Consider the following 20,074-nt stretch of genomic DNA (forward strand, 5'->3'; position numbering starts at 1 on the left):
GACATGTCCTATGGGGAAAGCGCGGGGTTTTGGCTAGTCTTCGCGCCCTCGTTTCTCCCCGGTAACGTTGTCCATGCGCTCCCTCAATGTCCTGATCCTCGAAGACAACCCGTTCCAGCTGATGGCCCTGCATCAGATGCTCAATGCCAATGGCGTATTCAATGTACGCACGGCTGAAAGTGTCGACGCCGCTCGCCAGTCCCTGGAGAGCAAGGGCGCGGTGGACATTGCGATTTGCGATCTGTACCTGGAGCAGGGGGATGCTCTGGAACTGATCCGAGAATTGGCTGAGCGTCGTCTGGCGCAAGTATTGATCCTGCTGAGCAACGCCGAGCCGGATGTGCTGGACGGTGTGGCGAATATGGCACGCCAGCTGGGGCTTAATGTGCTCGGCTGTTTGCCCAAACCGGCGTCGGCAAAGCTGATCGGGCAAGTCTTGACGGTGTGCCGGGAGCGCTTGCGGCCTGGGCCGCCGGTGATGTCCTGGGGGCGGGTGCGCCAGTTGCTGGGCTTGAGCGACATCGAGCAATTGCCGCCTTCGGCGGATGTGAGCCAAGCGGCTATCGCCCGTTGCGGCACTGTCTGGTATCAGCCCATCGTCAGCCAGGCGGGCGCGTTGCAAGGTGTCGAAGCGCTGGCACGTTGGCAACTGCCTGAAGGCGAACTGCTGTTGCCTGACGCGTTTCTGCCGGTGCTGGAGTTTGCCGGAATGGAAGAGGCATTTACCTGGCATGTGTTGGAGCAGGCGCTGGGCATGGCCGCACACGTCGTGCGCGAGAGCGGCCAGGTGCTGCCGGTGGCGGTGAACATCCCCGGACGTATGCTGGAACGCCCGCACTTTTCCCAGGTGCTGCAAGGCCTGCTGCAACTTCACGGTGTGCCCGCCCATGGCTTGACCCTGGAGTTGGTGGAAACCTCGCGCTTTAAGACGGACAGCGCCCACGTCACCGGCTTGCTGCGTGTACGGATGATGGGGTGCAAGCTGTCCATTGGGGATTTCGGCGTGGGCGGCACCAGCCTGCAACGCTTGCTGGAATTGCCCTTCAGCGAGCTGAAAATACCCCCGATGTTTGCCAGCGGGATGGCCAATGATGATCGCAAGGCGGCAGTGGTTGCCGGGGCCATGAGCATGGCCGGGCGCTTGGGCGTCGGAGTGGTGGTGACCGGGGTTGAAAGCGCTGCCGATTATCACGCGGTGAGTGAGTTGGGCGCGGCATGGTTGCAAGGCTGCTATATCGCCCGGCCCATGGACGGTGAGGCGCTGAAACAGTGGATCGCGTTTCAGGCTAGGCCAGTCCGTGTTCCTGCACATAGATAAACAGCGCGGCGTCGTTGCTCAGGCCCAGCTTGCGCATGGCGCTGACTTTCTGTGCGCTGACGGTCTGCTTGCTGCGGTGCAGATTTGCGGCAATCTCGCCTACCGTCAAACCGCCGGCCAGCAGGCGGATGACTTCCAGCTCACGGGGTGACAGCTGGTCCTGAGAGTGCACGCGCTCGACGCCTGCCAGGTTCAGTGACTGACTGATGGTCTGGGCCACATAACGTCGCTGCTGGCGCACCTGACGGATCGCCTCCGGCAATTCGTCCGCCAGACTGGCCTTGCTCAGCAAACCCATGACGCCCAACTCCAGGATGGCGTGAAACAACCCGGCGTTATTGAGCATGGTCACCACCACGATGGGCAGCGCCGGGTGATGCCGGCGCAGTTGTTCAATCAGGCGCAAGCCGTCGGCCTGGGGCTCGGCGGGCATCATGAAGTCGGTGACCACTACGTCACAGGCACAGTGTTGCAGCAGCTCGCCGAGGGCCTGGGGAGAATTGGCCTCACCGACGATGGTTAGCCGTTCATCACGCTCCAGGACCGCCCGCAGGCCGATGAGGAAAATCGGATGGTCGTCGGCGAGGACGATGCGCAATGGTTTTTCAGACGCTTCTTTCAATACAGGCTCCCAGGGTAATTCGGGGATTCTAGCCTGTTAATGGGAGGGATGACCGGAGGGGCGTTTTAACGATCTGCAAAAAACGCCGCTTTCCCTTCCTTGGGTTAGCGGCGTTTACGTTTTTGGCAGCCCTGGCCGTAGGGATCGTTTACGCGAGTAGTTTTTGCGCGATTGCCATGACGGTCCCCACAGCAGTGAAGAAGCCTATGGCGATACCAACGGGATACCAGAAATTCTCACGGGTTATCTTGTGGGATTCTGCGTTGAGCTTGCGTTGTTCGGCATAAATTCGTGATATGTCAGCGTGAATTTTCTCTAATACAGCCTGCTCTTTGTTGTGTTCCAGCATGGTCTTCATCCTTCGCAGTTGGGGCTTTTGATAGGCCTGTGTGGCAGCGTGACCAGTACCCACCGAGTATAGGATTCACCCTCGGCATCAGCGCCAAAACAGCGGCCCATTGAGTAAGCAGTTATGTGCCGCCGTTTTTTGCTTGTCATGTTGCAAGCGCATGCTGGACACGTCATCCCCGGCAACCCTTGAAAGACGAAAAAGCGAACTTTCCTACGAGACAAATAGTCACTTAGGATAGATGCAGCTCCCGTTTACACGATTGTTCCCGAACTATTTGAGTGGTGATCGAGATGGAAAGTATCAGCCTATTGCTCGGTGAAGCACTGAGCCCTTACCAGGTCACGCTGACCACCTCGGGTGTGCAGGGCGAATGCCTTGTGACCGTAAAGAATCCAGCCGGTGCGATTGTGGTCGAACGCGAAGTCGACCAGGCCCAATTGACCGATAAGCGTGCGTTGGTGGATGTGGTGGACTGTTTGCACCGCGACCTGATGATTGCCGAGGGACGCCTGGAACCCTCGGTCATAGCGGCCTTGCGCAATGCGGCCCTGACCCGGCCCATTGTCTGCGCATGAAGATTTATTTTTGTTGGGAACCTTCCTACGGCAAGGTGAGTCAGATTTTGTAACAGCGAGATCAAGCATTGTGCTCCGGTGCTTGTCGCTCGTTGTTACTGGTCTTTGTAGGCCCTTATTAACCCCGAGTTGTCTCCCCACTGCTCGGGGTTTCTTTTTGCCTGCGATTTGTCATGGGCCGGCGACATCCTGGAAAAACGTCGGGTTGTCGTTGAGGTATTGCGCACGCATGACCGGGTCGAGCCATGAGGCGTAAGACTGTCGCAGTTGCTCCTGCGGGATCTCGCGCAGCACCTGGTTGATCCGCTCGATGGCCTCGCGACCCGCCGGGGTGTCAGTGCAGGCAATCCGGGTCAGTTGATAGGGCGGGGTGCCTTTGATGGGGTAGAAGACCAGGTCCTGTGGATCGATGCCCTGTTGCAACGCTTGATAGCGAACTTCGGTCCAGTAACCCAGTACCGCCTCCAGCCGACCCTTTCGTTGCATTTGCAGCAGGCTGCCGAGGGCATCATTGCCGTAGTGCGGTGCCAGCTTGTGGGCACTGGCGTGCTTCAGCGCTTCATCGATGATGGCGCCATAGCTGCGTTCGGCGATGACGCCAAGGCGCGCATCCCTGGCACTCAAAAACGCCTCCAGGTCAAACAGGCCATCCTCCACAAACGGCGCCAGCGCCGCCCGCTGACTCTGGCGGATCGTCACGCCATTGCTCACGGTCGCAAAGGCCTGGGCGGAAAACACAATGGTTTTCGCGCGTTCTGCGGTCCACAGCAGGGACGGGTCGCAGGTCAGCGTGCTCGGGTCGCGGAGCATTTGCATGCCGCGCGCACGGTTCACGTGGAGGATCTGGTGCCGATACTCCGGCATGTGCTCGGCGAGTATCGGCAGCAGTTGGTCGAGGGCACCCTGGCCTTTTTGCGGGCCCTCGAAAATCGTCACCGGCGGCAGGTCACGCAACAGCCAGATCAAGGTGTCGTCGGCGTGGCTCGACAGCGGCCACCCCCCGAGCAGTGAACCCAGGAGGCAGAGTCGAATGATGAAGCGCCGGGCCATCAGATCGCGCCATCCTCGCGCAGTCGGGTAATGGCCGCCGTGTCGTAGCCCAGTTCGTTGAGCAGCACGCTGTTGTGCTCACCCAACTGCGGGCCGACCCACTCACAACTGCCGGGCGTGTCCGACAGTTTGGGCACGATGCCCGGCATCTTGAAGTCCTTGCCGCCGGGGAGCTGCGCCTTGAGGAACATCTCGCGGGCGAGAAACTGCGGGTCTCCCAGCATGTCTTCGGCGCTGTAGATGCGGCTGGCGGGCACTTCGGCCTTGTTCAGCTGTTCGACCACCTGCTCTAACGGCAGCGAATTGACCCAGCGATCAATCACCCCATACAGCTCATCGCGGCGGCTGTCGCGGCCATCGTTGCTGGCCAGGGCCGGGTCGTTGGCCAGGTCGTCCCGACCAATGGCCGACATGAAGCGCTTGAAGATCGCATCGCCATTGGCGCCGATTTGCACATGTTTGCCATCGGCGCTGGTGTGGATCGAGGAGGGTGTAATGCCGGGCATGATGTTACCGGTGCGCTCGCGGATAAAGCCGAAAACGTCGAACTCCGGGATCATGCTCTCCATCATCGCGAAGATCGCCTCATACAGCGCCACATCCACGACCTGGCCGAGCCCGCCATTCACTTCGCGATGACGCAAGGCCATCAGCGCCCCAATTACTGCCCACAACGCCGCGATCGAGTCGCCAATGGAAATCCCGGTGCGCACCGGAGGGCGGTCCTCGAAGCCGGTGATGTAGCGCAGGCCGCCCATCGACTCGCCCACCGCGCCAAACCCGGGCTGATCCTTCATCGGCCCGGTCTGGCCAAAACCCGAGAGGCGCACCATCACCAGCTTCGGGTTCAGGGCGTGCAAGGTTTCCCAGCCCAGGCCGAGCTTTTCCAGCACGCCAGGGCGAAAATTCTCGATCAGGATGTCTGCATCCGCCAACAGCTGCTTGAGGATCGCCAGGCCGTCCGGGTGTTTCAGGTTCAGGGTCAGGGATTTTTTGTTGCGCGCCTGCACAAACCACCACAGCGAGGTGCCCTCATACAGCTTGCGCCACTTGCGCAACGGGTCGCCGCCATCCGGGGATTCGACCTTGATCACCTCGGCGCCGAACTCGGCGCAGATGCGGGACGCGAACGGGCCGGCAATCAGGGTGCCGAGTTCGATGACTTTCAGGCCGGCAAGCGGTTTGGCGGTAAACGACATGAGGATCCTTTCAGGCGCGGTACGGGGATGTGATGCCTTTTAACATAGGCGAGTGGCGCAGTGATAAGGATGATGCAGCGCAGGATTCGTTGAATCACCTCGCCATCGGTTAGACTTGCCGCCTTTCCCTGTCTCTAGAAGTCCGTTCATGGCCCAGCCGTCCACGACCTACAAGTTTGAACTCAACCTCACCGACCTTGACCGTTCGGTGTACGAGAGCGTCAAGCAGACCATCGCCCGCCATCCTTCGGAAACCGAAGAGCGCATGACCGTGCGTTTGCTGGCCTACGCCCTTTTCTACAACGAGCAGTTGTCTTTTGGTCGTGGCCTGTCAGATGTAGACGAGCCGGCACTGTGGGAAAAAAGCCTGGATGATCGCGTCCTGCACTGGATCGAAGTCGGCCAGCCGGATGCGGACCGCCTGACCTGGTGTTCGCGCCGTACCGAACGCACCACCTTGCTGGCCTACGGCAGCTTGCGCGTCTGGGAAGGCAAAGTGGTACCGGTGGCGAAAAACCTGAAAAACGTGAGCATCGCCGCCGTACCCCAGGAAATCCTGGAAGTCCTGGCCAAGGACATGCCACGGGTGATCAAGTGGGACGTAATGATCAGCGAAGGCACGATCTTTGTGACCGATGACCGTGGCCAGCACGAAGTCCAGCTGGAGTGGCTGGCTGGCGAGCGCGGCTGAAACGTCGATAACTGATTGGACGCTGGTCGAGTGTGGGAGCTGTCGAGCTTTAGCGAGGCTGCGATGCAGGCGCTGCGGTCTGACAGGTACACCGAGGTGACCCTATCGCAGCCTCGCCGGGGCTCGACAGCTCCCACAAGGGATCACCGCTGTTTTCAGCATTAATTTTCAACGCTGTATTAATGAGAAGCTTCCGTCACCCCATGCGTATCGATCCTCGCCCGTTGCCTGCCGTCTTGCCATTCCTCGGTGAATTGCCACCGTTGTTGACCCGTCTCTACGCCGCACGCGGGGTGCAATCGGAAGCCGAGCTGGATAAAAGCCTGGCGCGGCTGATCCCGTATCAGCAGCTCAAGGGGATCGATGCCGCCGTGGACCTGCTGGTGACGGCCCTGGAACAGCGCCAGCGGATCCTGATCGTGGGGGACTTCGACGCCGACGGCGCCACCGCCAGCACCGTGGGCACCCTGGGCCTGCGCCTGCTGGGAGCTGCACACGTCGACTACCTGGTGCCCAACCGTTTCGAATACGGCTACGGCCTGACCCCGGAAATCGTTGCGGTGGCCCTGCAGCGCCAGCCCCAGCTGCTGATCACCGTGGACAATGGCATCTCCAGCGTCGAAGGCGTGGCAGCGGCGAAAGCGGCGGGGCTCAAGGTGCTGGTCACTGACCACCACTTGCCGGGCGACGAACTGCCGGCGGCCGACGCGATCGTCAACCCGAACCAGCCGGGCTGTGAATTCCCCAGCAAGGCCCTGGCCGGTGTTGGCGTGATCTTCTACGTGCTGATGGCCCTGCGCGCACGCTTGCGCAGTTTGGGTTGGTACGAGAACACGCCACAGCCGAACATCGGCGAACTGCTGGACCTGGTAGCCCTGGGCAGCGTCGCCGACGTGGTCCCGCTGGACGCCAACAACCGCATCCTGGTCTACCAGGGCCTGGAACGCATTCGCGCCGGTCGCGCCCGGCCGGGGATCAAGGCGATCCTCGAAGTGGCCAAGCGCGATCACGCTCGCATTACCTCCACCGACCTCGGTTTTATCCTCGGCCCGCGCCTGAACGCCGCCGGTCGCCTGGATGACATGAGCCTGGGCATCGAATGCCTGCTCACCACGGATTTTGCCGCCGCCCGGGAAATGGCCGCGCAGCTGGACGGCATGAACCAGGACCGCAAATCCATCGAACAAGGCATGCAGCGCGAGGCCCTGGCCCAGCTCAAGGACTTGCCGGTGGAGTCGATGCCGTATGGCTTGTGCCTGTTCGACCCGGAATGGCACCAGGGCGTCATCGGCATCCTCGCCTCGCGGATGAAAGAGCGCTACTTCCGCCCGACCATCGCCTTTGCCGATGCCGGTGACGGCCTGCTCAAGGGCTCCGGGCGTTCCGTGCCGGGCTTTCATATCCGGGACGCGCTGGCCGTGGTGGCCAGCCAGCATCCGACCCTGATCGCCAAGTACGGCGGCCACGCCATGGCCGCGGGTCTTACCTTGCCCGAGGCCAACTTCCCACTGTTCGCCGAGGCGTTTGACGCCGAAGTGCGTCGGCAACTGCGTGAAGAAGACCTGACGGGCCGACTACTGTCCGATGGCACCCTGGCGGTTGAAGAGTTTCACCTGGAACTGGCCCGCGCCCTGCGCAATGCCGGGCCGTGGGGGCAGCATTTTCCCGAGCCGTTGTTTCATGGGGTGTTCCAGTTGGTCGAGCAGCGCGTTGTCGGCGAGCGGCACCTGAAAGTGGTGCTCAAGAGCGAGTGTGGTTCGGTGAAACTGGATGGCATCGCGTTTGGTATCGACCGTGAAATCTGGCCCAACCCCACCATTCGCTGGGTGGAACTGGCCTACAAGCTCGACGTGAACGAGTTCCGGGGCCAGGAAACCGTGCAATTGATGATTGCCCACATCGAGCCGCGCTGAACCCTGTGCAATCCTCTGTTGTCGACTAGTCTCTAAGCACTGTGTGATCGGTCTTGTGACCTTGTCTTATTTCAGCCCGCCGGGGACGGGTTTTTCGTCGACCTTTCAAACAGAACCCTGGAGCCTGCCCACTGCATAAAAGAGGTGCCCCATGAGTCTGCTGCTTGAACCCTATACCCTGCGCCAACTGACCCTGCTCAACCGCATTGCCGTGTCGCCGATGTGCCAGTATTCCAGTGCCGATGGCCTGGCCAATGACTGGCACCTGGTGCACCTCGGCAGCCGTGCCGTCGGCGGCGCCGGGCTGATTTTTACCGAAGCCACCGCCGTCACCGCCGATGGTCGCATCACCGCCCAGGACCTGGGCCTGTGGAACGACGAACAGATCGAACCCCTGCAACGCATCACGCGCTTTATCAACGCCCAGGGCGCGGTGGCGGGTATTCAACTGGCCCATGCCGGGCGCAAGGCCAGTACCCACCGGCCGTGGATCGGCAAGCACGGCAGCGTCAAGCCGGAAGACGGCGGCTGGGTGCCGGTGGGCCCATCGCCGATTGCCTTTGACCCGCAGCACACCTCGCCCAAGCAACTGGATGAAGGGCAGATTCAGCAAGTGATTGCGGACTTTGTGGCCGCCGCCAAGCGCGCGTTGACCGCCGGTTTCAAAGTGGCGGAAATCCACGCCGCCCATGGCTACCTGTTGCATCAATTTCTCTCGCCCCTGAGCAATCAGCGCCAGGACCAGTACGGCGGCTCGTTCGAAAACCGCATCCGCCTGGTGCTGCAAGTGACCAAGGCGGTGCGCGAAACCTGGCCGCAGGACCTGCCCCTGTTTGTGCGGGTGTCGGCCACCGATTGGGTCGAAGACGGCTGGAACCCGGATGAAACCGTGGAACTGGCCCGCCGCCTGAAAGACCTGGGCGTGGACCTGATCGACGTCTCCTCCGGTGGCACCGCCGCCAATGCGGAAATTCCGACCGGCCCCGGTTACCAGACCCGCTTCGCCGAGCGTGTGCGCAAGGAGTCGGGCATCGCCACCGGCACCGTGGGCATGATTACCGAGCCCGCCCAGGCCGAGCACATTCTGCGCACCTGCCAGGCCGATATCATTTTCCTCGCCCGTGAACTGCTGCGTGATCCGTACTGGCCGCTGCATGCCGACGATGACCTGGGTGGGCGCAAGGCGACCTGGCCGGCGCAGTACCAGCGCGCAACCCATCGGGACCAGCCGATTCATGAGTCGGATCTGCGGGATTGATAGGTACAGGAATCGTGGTAAACATGAAAACCCGCCCTTGAACCGGCGGGTTTTTTATTGGCTTCAACACCGGAGAAACCCATGTTGCACCTGATCTGCGGCAAAATCGCGTCCGGCAAGTCGACCCTGACCCAGCAGTTGTCGCAGGCCCCCCAGGCGGTATTGATCAGCGAAGATGAGTGGCTGTCGCGCCTTTATCCCGGGCAGATCAACGCCCTTGGCGACTATGTACGCTGCACCGGCCAGCTGCGCGATGCGTTGACGGCGCATATCATTTCGTTGCTCAAGGCCGGTATCTCGGTGGTGCTGGATTTTCCCGCCAACACCTTGGCCAGTCGCCGCTGGATGCGTTCGTTGTTCGAGGGCGCGGGCGCTGACCACCAATTGCATTACCTGGACGTGCCGGACGAGGTCTGCAAGGCACGCCTGCGTGCGCGTAACGCCGCCGGCACCCACGCGTTCGAAACCAGCGACGCCCAGTTCGACCTGATCACGGGCTATTTCGAAGCGCCAACGCCTGCTGAAGGCTTCAATCTTGTTCACTATCAGCCATCGGAAACACAGCATGTTGATCAAGCGTGATCTCGCCGAAAAGGACCTGCCGCTGCTGGCGCTGATTGACCGCACCGAACGGGTCGAGGCGTGCTATCGGGTGGAACACGGCGAGTTGCTGCTGTACCCCGAATTCCACGACATGCGCGGCTGGCCCGAGGGCGAGGCCGAGCAGGACGCCGTGGCCCTGCATGCATGCCTCAAGCGCGGTGGTTGGCTGCACGGGGTGTTCGACGGTGAAAGGCTGCTGGCCGCCGTGGTGGTGGACAACCGGGTTATCCACACTCAGGGCCTGCAGATGCGCCAGCTCAAATTCCTGCATGTGAGCCACGGCGCCCGTGGCCTGGGCCTCGGTGGCCAGCTGTTTGCCCTGGCTTGTGGGCACGCCCGCGCAGCCGGCGCCGAGGCGTTATATGTATCGGCCACGGAGTCACGTAACACGGTGGAGTTCTATCTCAGGCACGGTTGCCGCCTGCTCAAACAGCCGGACCCCGAGCTGTATCAACAGGAACCGCACGACATCCATTTGTATCGTCCGCTTGTGGGATAGCGCTGTAGGTCATTGCCCCGTAAGCGTTTTTTTCAAGTGATTACTCTAAAAAGTCTCACGCCCGGCAAGATAGTTTCTACCCTTACGGTAAGTCTGATCTCTGGCCCAGGAAGTCAGTCGGTTGATCCTCGCAGGCATTGCGTGTCGGGGGATGAGGTGATGGGCAATCAGGAGCAGTCGATTGATACGAGGAGACAGTCCATGGCCAAGTCTTGTGGTGTTGCGGGTGTTGTGTCGTCTTTTCTGGCCCGCAGGATGTCGTTGCGTGGCAAACGCTTGAGTTCGGACGAGGAGCAATTGCTGGAACAGTACCGCGCCCTCACCGAGAGTGATCAGGTGGCGATGCGGTACTTGATCGGGGCGATGAAGAGTATTTCGCGGTTCTGAAAGCGCCGAAGGGGCGTTCCCACGCACGCGTGGGAACGTTCGGTATCAGGTGTACTTGCGCTTGTCTGGCGCAGGTGGGAAGTACTGGTACAGCCAGGTTTCACTCAAGGTACGGTCCTGGGTGCGGATGAACAGTCGCAGCTCAACCGGCTCCACACTGTCGCTGGTCGGGTACCAATCAAACAGGATCCGATAACCCTTGATGGCATCCAGCACCAATACGCTGAAGTCCTTGACCTCACCGTGGGAGCAGGTCACCACCGGTTCGATCCCGGTGCCTTCAGGCAAACGATCCAGCCCACCACCGTTGAAGTCCACGGCAAAGCGTCGCGCCCACACCTGCGGGTAATGCTCGCCCGGTGCCCAGCCTTCGGTGAAGCCGCCCATGCCCGAACGGGTAGCGTTAACCTGCGCCAGCGGCGTGCTGACCGGCGGCAGGGCGCTCCAGTAGAGCTTGTAGCCGTAGTTCAGGGACTCGCCGGCCGCCACGGGCTTTTTCGGGGTCCAGAAGGCCACGATGTTGTCCAGGGTCTCGCCGGTTGTAGGAATTTCCAGCAGGTCGATCGAGCCTTCGCCCCACGCAGTTGTAGGTTCTACCCACAGGCTTGGGCGCTTGCTGTACCAGTCGACCGTGTCCTGGTAGCTGGCGAACTCATGGTCGGTCTGCACCAGGCCGAAGCCTTTCGGGTCGGTGTCGGCAAAGGCGTTGAATTGCAGGGTGGCCGGGTTGTTCAGCGGGCGGCAGATCCACTCGCCATTGCCGCGCCACATGGCCAGGCGGTCCGAGTCGTGGATTTGCGGGTGGATGGTGTCGCACATCCGCCGTTCATGGGTGCCGCAGCTGAACATGCTGGTCATCGGTGCAATGCCCAGCTGTTCGATGGCGGTACGCGCATTGATATGGGCGTCGATCGCCATCACCACCTGGTTGGCCTGGCAGTCGATGTCGAAGCGGTAGGCACCGGTGGCGCTCGGCGAGTCCAGCAGGGCGTAGACCACGAAGCGGGTGCTGTCCTTGTCCGGGGTTTCGAACCAGAACTTGGTGAAGTCCGGGAACTCCTCGCGCTTTTTCGCGTAGGTGTCGATGGCCAGGCCGCGTGCGGAAAGGCCGTACTGGCCAGTGGAATCCACCGCCCGGAAGTAGCTGGCGCCGAGGAAGGACAGCACGTCATGGCGGTCCAGTTCCGGGGCCTTGAACAGCTTGAAACCGGAGAAACCCAGGTCGCCGGTCAGCTGTTTGGTGTCCACCGTGGTTTTTTCATAGTTGAACAGCGAAGGGCGGAAGTGCACTTCGCGGGCCTGGCGGGTTTTCGGATCGACGCTGTACATGCGCACCGGCGTCTTGAAACCCATGCCGACGTGGAAGAATTGCACGTCCAACTGGCCGTTCAGCTCCTTCCACAGGGAATGCTTGCCGTCGTAGCCGATGGCATTGAAATTCTGCGGGGTCATGGTCGCCAGGGTCGGCGGCAATACCTGCTTGGTGTCCTGGTAGCGATTGCTGGCCAGTTGCTTGGCCTGGATCTTCAGCGCCTCGAAATCGAAGGCCTGGGCCTCGCCATCGGCGGCGCGATTGCCCGCCCAGGCTTGAGCGGCCAGCAGGCCACTGGCCGACAGACCGGTGTAAGCCGCAATGGCCATGGACGCTTTGAGCAAATTCCTGCGGTGCATAAATACAACCTGTCGTGAACAATCCCGCGCCGTTCCTGGCACGTGCTGGATCAAGAAAAACGGTTCGGACATGCCTTCGGCCAAACGCAACGGACATTAAACAGATGCCAAATAGCTTAAGCGGTTCGGTGCGGAAGGAAAAATGATTGATGGCGGGTTGATGGCGTTGCATATGAAACAAGACGTTTCCATACAACGCTGGTGTCTGTGAAGATGGGATTTTCTGTGGCGAGGGGGCTTGTCCCCCGTTGGGCTGCGCAGCGGCCCCATTAAGGCCACCGCCCTTTCCAGGCAGGAATTCAAGTCAGCTTTTGGGGCTGCTACGCAGCCCAACGGGGGACAAGCCCCCTCGCCACAAAAGCCCTTCTGCTTGAAGAGCAGGGGTCAACCCACTTCACCTACCGCCCGATACGCCTCATCAATCGCCGCATGGGCATATGCACTCCACGCCGCGTCCGAGTTGGCGATGCTCACATGCCCCAGCGGTTTGCGCGCCAGGTCCTTCAGTTTTTCGCTTTCATCGGCATCGTCAAACAAGCTGTTGGAGAAGGTCGCATAGCCGTGTGACCAACGGTTTACAGTGATCGCCAGAATGTCGGTCTGGTGGTTGAAGCCGCCCGGGCCGAGCATGCGTTGCAGCTGATCCCGCAGTTGCGCTTCCAGTTGTTCAAACGTCTGCCCATACAACTTGCCCCGCCCGGCGCGGGCCTGGTCGCGGCCGTTCATGCCGCTGTTGGGGCTGGTGGGCACGTACACCATGTGCAGGCCAATCGGCTGCGTCGGGTCACGCGGGTGCTCGTAACCGCCCATGCTCACCGGGTAATCCAGCTTGATCCGGCTGTAGGGCTGGGTCGCCGCGTAGATCTCATGCACCCCCAGCTTCTGGAATGATGTCCAGTTGCGCACCACGACTTTGGTGTACACCAGCGGGTACTTCACGTTCTGGCTCAAGGCCTGGGCCTGCTGCTCCGGCAGGTCCCGCAGCAGGTACGGGATCATCATGTTGTAGCACGCCAGGATGCAGCGCTTGCCACGCACCTGTGCGAGTTGGCCACCACGGCTGTAGCCGATGTGCACGCCGTCACCGACGTTACGCACACTCACCGCCGTGCTGTTCAAGCGCACCCGCACCGGCGTCTTGGGTTGATCGAGTTTGGCGTAGTCAAACGGCGCCAGCACGATGTCTTCCATGGTGTGCCCGGGCGCCACGGCCGGAATCAGGCTGCGCACCAGCAGCCGCGCCAGCGAGGCGTTGCCGTCGGGGAAGTGGTAGATGTAGGGCTCTTCCATTTCTGCCGCGGCTTCTTCGCTGATGGGCGCGAGGTTCATTCCGGCGAAGCCCGGGAAACCCACGCTGTAGGCATCGGCCGAAGCCACGGCGTCGATGCTCAAGGCCATGAAGTCGTTGGTGCGGCTCTGGAAGTACTTCACCGCGCCTTCCGACAATCCCACGTCCTTGAGCAGGAAATCGCGGTAGCTCGTGGCGGCCAGGTAGTCGGCCTTTTCCTCGGCGGTCTTGCCCGGCAAGTAATCCCTGGGGGCGACATGCAGGGCAATCAAAGCCTCGCGATCAGCGTGCGGCAGCGGGAAGTCATTGATGAAGTCGCTGATGGAGCGCGCATGCAATTGGTCCGGGGCGATGTCGTCGGCGACCATCGGCGTCGGGTCGCCGGTGACCAGTTTGTCTTCGCCGAAGTTTTCCTTGTCGAAGAACACCCCGCGTGACAGGCCAAGGCCCGGGTAGAACTGACGGTCAAACGCGGTCTCGAAGCGCTTGATGTTCACCCCGAGTTTCTTCAACAGTCCGTTTACTTCTTTGCTGTAAAGATGATTCGGCGACTGGAACGCTTCGCTGCCGCCGTAGCCGATGATCATCCGGCCACCGGCCTGGAATTCGTTGCGCTTGGCGTGGCCGCCGAAGTCGTCGTGGTTTTCCAGGATCAGGATCTTCGCCTTCGGGTGCTTCTCACGGTAGAACCACGCCGCCGACAAACCGCTCAGGCCACCGCCGACCACCACCAGGTCATAGTCCTCGGTGATCGGCAATTTGTCGGTGTCGAACACCTTCTTTTCCCAGCCCATCTGGTGGGCGATTTCAAACGAGCCGACATGGCTGCCACGCAAGCCGGTGAGGGCGGGCGGGTAGTAACGGCCATCGGGAGCGGCCTGGAGGATTTGCAACGGCGTCATGCCGGCGGCAATAGTGATGGCGACGCCGTTGAGGAAGTCGCGGCGGGTGATGTCCATGGGAACCTGCGAATTATTTATTGTTATGAGGAGATCCCCTGTGGGAGCGGGCCGTTGTGGCGAGGGAGCTCGCTTCGACAGGGGTTATGGGTCAGTGCTTGAACATCACATGGCGAACGGTGGTGTAGTCCTCCAGGCCATACATGGACATGTCCTTGCCATAGCCGGACAGTTTCTGACCGCCATGAGGCATTTCGCTGACCAGCATGAAGTGGGTATTCACCCAGGTGCAGCCGTACTGCAAACGCGCCGCCAGGCGGTGGGCGCGGCCGACATCGGCGGTCCATACCGACGACGCCAGGCCGTAGTCCGAATCATTGGCCCAGCCCAATACCTGGGCTTCGTCATTAAACTTGGTCACCGACACCACTGGCCCGAACACCTCGCGGCGCACGATCTCGTCGTCCTGCTGCGCGTCGGCCAACACCGTCGGCTCAAAGAAGAACCCGTTGCCTTCCACGGCCTTGCCGCCGGTGATCAGGCGGATGTGGGATTGCGCCACGGCACGCTCCACAAACCCGGCCACACGGTCGCGATGCTGCGCGGTAATCAGCGGGCCCAACTCGGTGGCAGGGTCATCCTGCAAACCGTATTTGATGCTGGCGACCGCCGCGCCGAGCTTCTCGACGAACGCGTCGTAGATATCGGCCTGTGCATAAATCCGGCACGCCGCCGTGCAGTCCTGGCCCGCGTTGTAGAAGCCGAAGGTGCGAATGCCTTCCACGGCCGCGTCGATATCGGCGTCGTTGAAGATGATCACCGGTGCCTTGCCGCCCAGTTCCATGTGCATGCGTTTGACGCTGTCGGCGGTGCTGGAAATGATATTGGCGCCGGTGGCAATCGAACCCGTCAGCGAGACCATGCGCACTTTCGGGTGATTCACCAGCGGGCTGCCCACGGACGGCCCACGGCCAAACACCAGGTTGAGCACACCAGCCGGGAAAATTTCAGCGGCCAGCTCCACCAAACGCAAGGCGGTCAGCGGGGTTTGTTCCGACGGCTTGAGCACCACGGTATTACCGGCGGCCAGCGCCGGGGCGATTTTCCAGGCGACCATCATCAGCGGGTAGTTCCACGGCGCGATGGAAGCAATCACGCCCACCGGGTCGCGGCGGATCATCGAGGTGTGGCCCGGCAGGTATTCACCGCCGGCCGAGCCGCTCATGCAGCGGCTGGCACCGGCGAAGAAGCGGAACACGTCGGCCACCGCCGGGATCTCGTCGTTCAGCGCGGCGCTGTAGGGCTTGCCGCAGTTGTCCGACTCCAGCTTGGCCAGCTCTTCCCCGTGGGCTTCGATGGCGTCGGCGAGTTTGAGCAGCAGCAGCGAGCGGTCTTTGGGCGGGGTCTGGGACCAGCCTTCAAACGCGCTGTCGGCGGCGCGCACGGCGGCGTCGACCTGGGCTTCGCTGGCTTCCTTGATCTCTACCAGTACCCGGCCCAGTGCCGGGTTGAACACCGGCTGCGCCGGGCCTTCGCCTTCGACCAGTTGGCCGTTGATCAGCAGTTTGGTTTGCATGTTCGTGTCCTCTTCAAACAATTATTTACCGCCACTACCGGCCACGCTTTCGCCGCCGCGGGTCAGGTAATAGGCACCCAGAATCGGGAACATCGTCACGATCATCACCAGCATCGCCACCACGTTGGTCACCGGCACATCCCGTGGCCGGCTCAACTGGTTGAGCAGCCACAGCGGCAAGGTGCGCTCGTGGCCGGCGGTGAAGGTGGTGACGATGATTTCGTCGAACGACAGCGCAAACGCCAGCATGCCGCCGGCCAGCAACGCCGAGCCGAGGTTGGGCATGATGATGTAGCGGAAGGTCTGCCAGCCGTCGGCTCCGAGGTCCATCGAGGCTTCGATCAGGCTGTGGGAAGTGCGGCGCAAACGGGCGATCACGTTGTTGTAGACGATCACCACGCAGAAGGTCGCGTGGCCGACGATGATGGTGAACATCCCTGGCTCGATGCCCAACGTCTTGAAGGTCGCCAGCAACGCGATACCGGTGATGATCCCCGGCAGCGCAATCGGCAGGATCAGCATCAGCGAGATGCCCTGCTTGCCGAAGAACTCCCGGCGATACAACGCTGCCGAGGCCAGGGTGCCGAGCACCATCGCAATCAGCGTGGCGATGGCCGCGATTTGCAGCGACAGCTTGATCGCTTCCAGCACGTCCGGCCGCGAGAAGGCCACGCTGAACCACTTCAGGGTGAAGCCCTGGGGTGGAAAGCTGAACGCCGCCTCTTCGGTGTTGAAGGCGTAGAGGAAGATGATCAGGATCGGGAAGTGCAGGAAAACCAACCCACCCCAGGCCGCGATTTTTAAGCTCAGTGAGGCTTTTTCAGAGTGCATCGAAGGCCCCCAGACGTTTGACGATGGACAGGTAAACCGCGATCAGCACGATCGGCACCAGGGTGAACGCTGCGGCCATGGGCATGTTGCCGATGGCGCCTTGTTGCGCGTACACCATGCCGCCCACGAAGTAACCCGGCGGGCCCACCAGTTGCGGCACGATGAAGTCGCCCAGGGTCAGCGAGAACGTGAAGATCGAACCTGCTGCAATCCCCGGCACCGACAGCGGCAGAATCACTTGCATGAAGGTCTGGCGTGGCTTGGCGCCGAGGTCTGCCGAGGCTTGCAGCAACGACGGCGGCAAACGTTCCAGCGAGGCCTGGATCGGCAAAATCATGAACGGCAGCCAGATGTACACAAACACCATGAACCGCCCCAAATGCGAGGTGCTCAAGGTGCTGCCGCCCACGCCGGGAATGCCCATGATGAATTGCAACGCCGGCTCCAGGCCCAGGTGCTGCACGAACCACTGCGCTACGCCGCCCTTGGCCAGCAGCAAGGTCCAGGCGTAGGCCTTGACGATGTAGCTGGCCCACATCGGCATCATCACGGCGATGTAGAAAAACGCCTTGGTCTTGCCCGTGGTGTAGCGCGCCATGTAGTAGGCGATGGGGAACGCGACGATGGCGCTGGCAATGGACACCACGACCGCCATGCTCAAGGTGCGCACGATGATGTCGAAGTTCGACGGCTGGAACAGTGCGGCGAAGTTGGCCAGGGTCAGGTCCGGCGTGACCGCCATGGTGAAGTCGTCAAAGGTATAGAACCCTTGCCACAGCAGGGTCAGCAACGAACCCAGGTAGATTGCGCCGAACCAGATCAGCGGCGGCACCAGCAGCAGCGACAGGTACAGGTTGGGCTTCTTGTACAGCAGGTTGGAAAACCTGCGCATTGGGGGTTGGGACAGGGCCAGGCTCATGTCACACCTCGCCTGCGATGTCGGTCAACGGCGTCATGGCTTCCCGCGCCCAGCGCGCGGTGATGGACTGGCCGACCTGATGCCCGGCGGTGGTGTCCAGCCATTGGTTGTTGGCCTGGCTGATGTTCAGGGCCTGGCCGTTTTCCAGTTTCAGTTCATAGCGGGTGGCGCTGCCCTGGTACTGGATATCGTGCAGCAAGCCGCTGACTTCCACTTCACCGCTGCCCAGCGGGCCTTCGGCGAAACGCACATGTTCCGGGCGGATCGAGAATGGCTGCGGGCTGCCGCTCAAGCGTTGCGCCAGTTCGCCGCGAATCACGTTGGAGGTGCCGACGAATTCTGCGACGAACGTGGTGGCGGGCTTCATGTACAGGTTGCGCGGGGTGTCGACCTGTTCGATGCGGCCCTTGTTGAACACGGCCACGCGGTCGGACATCGACAGCGCTTCGGTCTGGTCGTGGGTCACGAAAATGAAGGTGATGCCGAGCTGGCGTTGCAGCTTCTTCAGCTCGCTTTGCATCTGTTCGCGCAGCTTCAGGTCGAGGGCGCCCAAGGGCTCATCGAGCAGCAGCACACGAGGGCGATTGACCAGTGCGCGAGCCAGGGCCACGCGTTGACGCTGGCCGCCGGAGAGTTGCACCGGCTTGCGGTCGCCGTAGCCGCCGAGGGCAACCATGCCCAGGGCTTCTTCGGCGCGGTTGAGGCGTTCGGTCTTGGCCACGCCTTTGACTTTCAGGCCGTAGGCCACGTTGTCCCGCACGTTCATGTGGGGGAACAGGGCGTAGTCCTGGAACACGGTGTTCACGTCGCGCTGATACGGTGGCAGGCCGGCGGCTTCTTCGCCGTGAATACGGATGGAGCCGGCACTCGGTTGTTCGAAACCGGCGATCAGGCGCAGGCACGTGGTTTTGCCCGAGCCGGAAGGGCCGAGCATGGAAAAGAACTCGCCGTCCTGGATATCGATGGAAACCCGGTCAACGGCTTTCACTTCGCCGAACTGACGGGAAACGTGGGTGAATTGGACTGCAAGCGTCATGGTGCGGTGCTCCAAAAAGGTACGGGTCGTCGCAGCGGCCCGGCCTGGACTTCTGAAAAATCTATCAATAGCGGTGAGAACCCTTGTAGGAGCCGGCTTGCCGGCGATGGCGGCCTTGAATACTGCAAAGAACTCAAGGGCCTCATCGCCGGCAAGCCGGCTCCTGCAGGAAGGCGGTGTCAGCGGCCGCCCATGATCGCGATGTAATCCTGGGTCCAGCGGCTGTACGGCACGAACTTGCCGCCTTCAGCCTGCGGGGTTTTCCAGAAGGCGATCTTCTCGAACTGGTCGAAGCCGTTGGTCTTGCAACCCTCTGCGCCCAGCAGTTCGCTTTCCTTGCACGCAGCAGGCACCGCCGGCAGCGAACCGAACCACGAGGCCACATCACCCTGGACCTTCGGCTGCAGCGACCAATCCATCCATTTGTAGGCACAGTTCGGGTGCTTGGCATCGGTGTGCAGCATGGTGGTATCCGCCCAGCCGGTGGCGCCTTCCTTTGGAATGGTCGAGGCAATCGGCTGCTTCTCGTTCACCAGGCCGTTGACCTGATACGGCCAGGCGCTGGAGGCCACCACGCCTTCGTTCTTGAAGTCACTCATTTGCACGGTGGTGTCGTGCCAGTAGCGGTGGATCAACGGTTGCTGGGCGCGCAACAGGTCGAGCACGGCCTTGTACTGGGTTTCGGTCAGCTCGTACGGGCTCTGGATGCCCAGTTCCGGCTTGGTGGCCTTGAGGTACAGCGCCGCGTCGGCGATGTAGATCGGGCCGTCATACGCCTGCACACGGCCTTTGTTCGGCTTGCCGTCCGGCAGGTTCTGCGCATCGAACACCACGTTCCAGCTGGTAGGCGCGGTCTTGAACACGTTGGTGTTGTACATCAACACGTTCGGGCCCCACTGGTACGGCGTGCCGTACGTCTGCTGGCCGACCACGTACCACGGCGCATCCTTGAGGCGCGGGTCGATGTTCTTCCAGTTGGGAATCAGCGACGTGTTGATCGGCTGCACACGCTTGCCGACGATCAGCCGCAAGGAGGCATCGCCTGACGCGGTGACCAGGTCGTAGCCGCCCTTGGCCATCAAGCTCACCATCTCGTCGGAGGTGGCGGCGGTCTTGACGTTGACCTTGCAGCCGGTCTCTTTCTCGAAGCCGGTGACCCAGTCGTAGTTCTTGTCGCTTTCGCCACGTTCGATATAGCCGGGCCAGGCGACGATATCCAGTTGGCCTTCACCGGCACCCACCGCCTTGAGCGGTTCGGCGGCCTGGATGCTGACACTGGCCAGCAGCGCGGTGGTCAGGGCACTGAGCAGTGCGGTCTTGTGCGCAGACATGGGGGTTCCCTCTTCTTTAATTATGGTCGGGGCAGTTTTTGCAGCAGGTGGTGCAT

The 20,074-nt window shown here is 61.6% G+C and carries 19 protein-coding genes; 8 read left to right on the forward strand and 11 right to left on the reverse strand.

Annotation, left to right across the window (positions count from 1 at the left end):
• The first annotated feature begins 73 nt into the window (after window positions 1-73).
• The gene (locus HKK54_RS15890; protein WP_169387194.1) at window positions 74-1,318 is read left to right on the forward strand and encodes an EAL domain-containing response regulator; all 1,245 of its coding nucleotides are present in this window, start codon (window positions 74-76) and stop codon (window positions 1,316-1,318) included.
• On the opposite strand, the gene HKK54_RS15895 is transcribed toward HKK54_RS15890, so the two are convergent.
• Together HKK54_RS15895 and HKK54_RS15900 are read right to left on the reverse strand one after the other, a co-directional pair.
• Window positions 1,287-1,940, reverse strand: a complete 654-nt coding sequence (locus tag HKK54_RS15895) for a response regulator transcription factor (RefSeq protein WP_169387195.1) — start codon at window positions 1,938-1,940, stop codon at window positions 1,287-1,289. The two genes, HKK54_RS15890 and HKK54_RS15895, sit on opposite strands and share 32 nt — an antisense overlap.
• 148 nt (window positions 1,941-2,088) lie before the next feature.
• Window positions 2,089-2,289, reverse strand: coding sequence for a hypothetical protein (locus HKK54_RS15900; RefSeq protein WP_010176820.1), 201 nt, complete (start codon window positions 2,287-2,289; stop codon window positions 2,089-2,091).
• A gap of 293 nt (window positions 2,290-2,582) precedes the next feature.
• Between HKK54_RS15900 and HKK54_RS15905 the strand changes: the two genes are divergently transcribed.
• Window positions 2,583-2,867, forward strand: coding sequence for a DUF3509 domain-containing protein (locus HKK54_RS15905; RefSeq protein ID WP_010176819.1), 285 nt, complete (start codon window positions 2,583-2,585; stop codon window positions 2,865-2,867).
• A gap of 171 nt (window positions 2,868-3,038) precedes the next feature.
• Here HKK54_RS15905 and HKK54_RS15910 read toward each other — a convergent pair whose 3' ends face one another.
• Together HKK54_RS15910 and HKK54_RS15915 are read right to left on the reverse strand one after the other, a co-directional pair.
• A complete protein-coding gene (locus HKK54_RS15910) occupies window positions 3,039-3,917 on the reverse strand; it encodes a TIGR02285 family protein (RefSeq protein WP_169387196.1) in 879 nt (292 codons plus the stop codon).
• Complete coding sequence (locus HKK54_RS15915; RefSeq protein ID WP_169387197.1) at window positions 3,917-5,116, reverse strand: CaiB/BaiF CoA transferase family protein; 1,200 nt, start codon at window positions 5,114-5,116, stop codon at window positions 3,917-3,919. Before HKK54_RS15915 ends, HKK54_RS15910 begins: the two co-directional genes overlap by 1 nt.
• Window positions 5,117-5,264: 148 nt before the next feature.
• On the opposite strand from HKK54_RS15915, the gene HKK54_RS15920 reads away from it, so the two are divergent.
• The 6 genes from HKK54_RS15920 to HKK54_RS15945 all read left to right on the forward strand — a co-directional run bounded on the left by HKK54_RS15920 (window position 5,265) and on the right by HKK54_RS15945 (window position 10,467).
• A complete protein-coding gene (locus HKK54_RS15920) occupies window positions 5,265-5,807 on the forward strand; it encodes a YaeQ family protein (protein ID WP_003209567.1) in 543 nt (180 codons plus the stop codon).
• Window positions 5,808-6,010: 203 nt separating this feature from the next.
• Window positions 6,011-7,720, forward strand: coding sequence for a single-stranded-DNA-specific exonuclease RecJ (gene recJ / locus HKK54_RS15925; RefSeq protein ID WP_010176816.1), 1,710 nt, complete (start codon window positions 6,011-6,013; stop codon window positions 7,718-7,720).
• A gap of 151 nt (window positions 7,721-7,871) precedes the next feature.
• Window positions 7,872-8,978, forward strand: coding sequence for an NADH:flavin oxidoreductase/NADH oxidase (locus HKK54_RS15930; RefSeq protein ID WP_169387198.1), 1,107 nt, complete (start codon window positions 7,872-7,874; stop codon window positions 8,976-8,978).
• Between the two features lie 81 nt (window positions 8,979-9,059).
• Window positions 9,060-9,560, forward strand: coding sequence for an AAA family ATPase (locus HKK54_RS15935; RefSeq protein ID WP_010176814.1), 501 nt, complete (start codon window positions 9,060-9,062; stop codon window positions 9,558-9,560).
• Window positions 9,544-10,080, forward strand: coding sequence for a GNAT family N-acetyltransferase (locus HKK54_RS15940; RefSeq protein WP_010176813.1), 537 nt, complete (start codon window positions 9,544-9,546; stop codon window positions 10,078-10,080). The genes HKK54_RS15935 and HKK54_RS15940 overlap by 17 nt, the downstream gene beginning before the upstream one ends.
• Window positions 10,081-10,281: 201 nt before the next feature.
• The gene (locus tag HKK54_RS15945) at window positions 10,282-10,467 is read left to right on the forward strand and encodes a hypothetical protein (protein ID WP_029616165.1); all 186 of its coding nucleotides are present in this window, start codon (window positions 10,282-10,284) and stop codon (window positions 10,465-10,467) included.
• A gap of 45 nt (window positions 10,468-10,512) precedes the next feature.
• Here the strand turns inward: HKK54_RS15945 and HKK54_RS15950 are convergent, their stop codons facing one another.
• From HKK54_RS15950 to ydcS, 7 genes are all read right to left on the reverse strand, one after another.
• Window positions 10,513-12,138, reverse strand: coding sequence for a glucan biosynthesis protein D (locus HKK54_RS15950; protein WP_010176811.1), 1,626 nt, complete (start codon window positions 12,136-12,138; stop codon window positions 10,513-10,515).
• A 384-nt stretch (window positions 12,139-12,522) separates the two neighbouring features.
• Window positions 12,523-14,385 (reverse strand): NAD(P)-binding protein, encoded by a 1,863-nt coding sequence (locus tag HKK54_RS15955; RefSeq protein WP_169387199.1) that lies wholly within the window; start codon window positions 14,383-14,385, stop codon window positions 12,523-12,525.
• 91 nt (window positions 14,386-14,476) lie between these two features.
• Window positions 14,477-15,901 (reverse strand): gamma-aminobutyraldehyde dehydrogenase, encoded by a 1,425-nt coding sequence (locus HKK54_RS15960; RefSeq protein WP_010176809.1) that lies wholly within the window; start codon window positions 15,899-15,901, stop codon window positions 14,477-14,479.
• A gap of 21 nt (window positions 15,902-15,922) precedes the next feature.
• Entirely contained in the window at window positions 15,923-16,732 is an 810-nt protein-coding gene (locus HKK54_RS15965; RefSeq protein ID WP_003209553.1) for an ABC transporter permease, read from the reverse strand.
• Window positions 16,722-17,651 (reverse strand): ABC transporter permease, encoded by a 930-nt coding sequence (locus HKK54_RS15970; protein WP_003209552.1) that lies wholly within the window; start codon window positions 17,649-17,651, stop codon window positions 16,722-16,724. Before HKK54_RS15970 ends, HKK54_RS15965 begins: the two co-directional genes overlap by 11 nt.
• A gap of 1 nt (window position 17,652) precedes the next feature.
• Entirely contained in the window at window positions 17,653-18,687 is a 1,035-nt protein-coding gene (locus HKK54_RS15975) for an ABC transporter ATP-binding protein (protein WP_169387200.1), read from the reverse strand.
• Window positions 18,688-18,866: 179 nt separating this feature from the next.
• The gene (ydcS, locus tag HKK54_RS15980; protein WP_003209550.1) at window positions 18,867-20,018 is read right to left on the reverse strand and encodes a putative ABC transporter substrate-binding protein YdcS; all 1,152 of its coding nucleotides are present in this window, start codon (window positions 20,016-20,018) and stop codon (window positions 18,867-18,869) included.
• Window positions 20,019-20,074 lie beyond the last annotated feature (56 nt).

The sequence above is a fragment of the Pseudomonas sp. ADAK13 genome (assembly GCF_012935715.1).
GTDB lineage: Bacteria > Pseudomonadota > Gammaproteobacteria > Pseudomonadales > Pseudomonadaceae > Aquipseudomonas.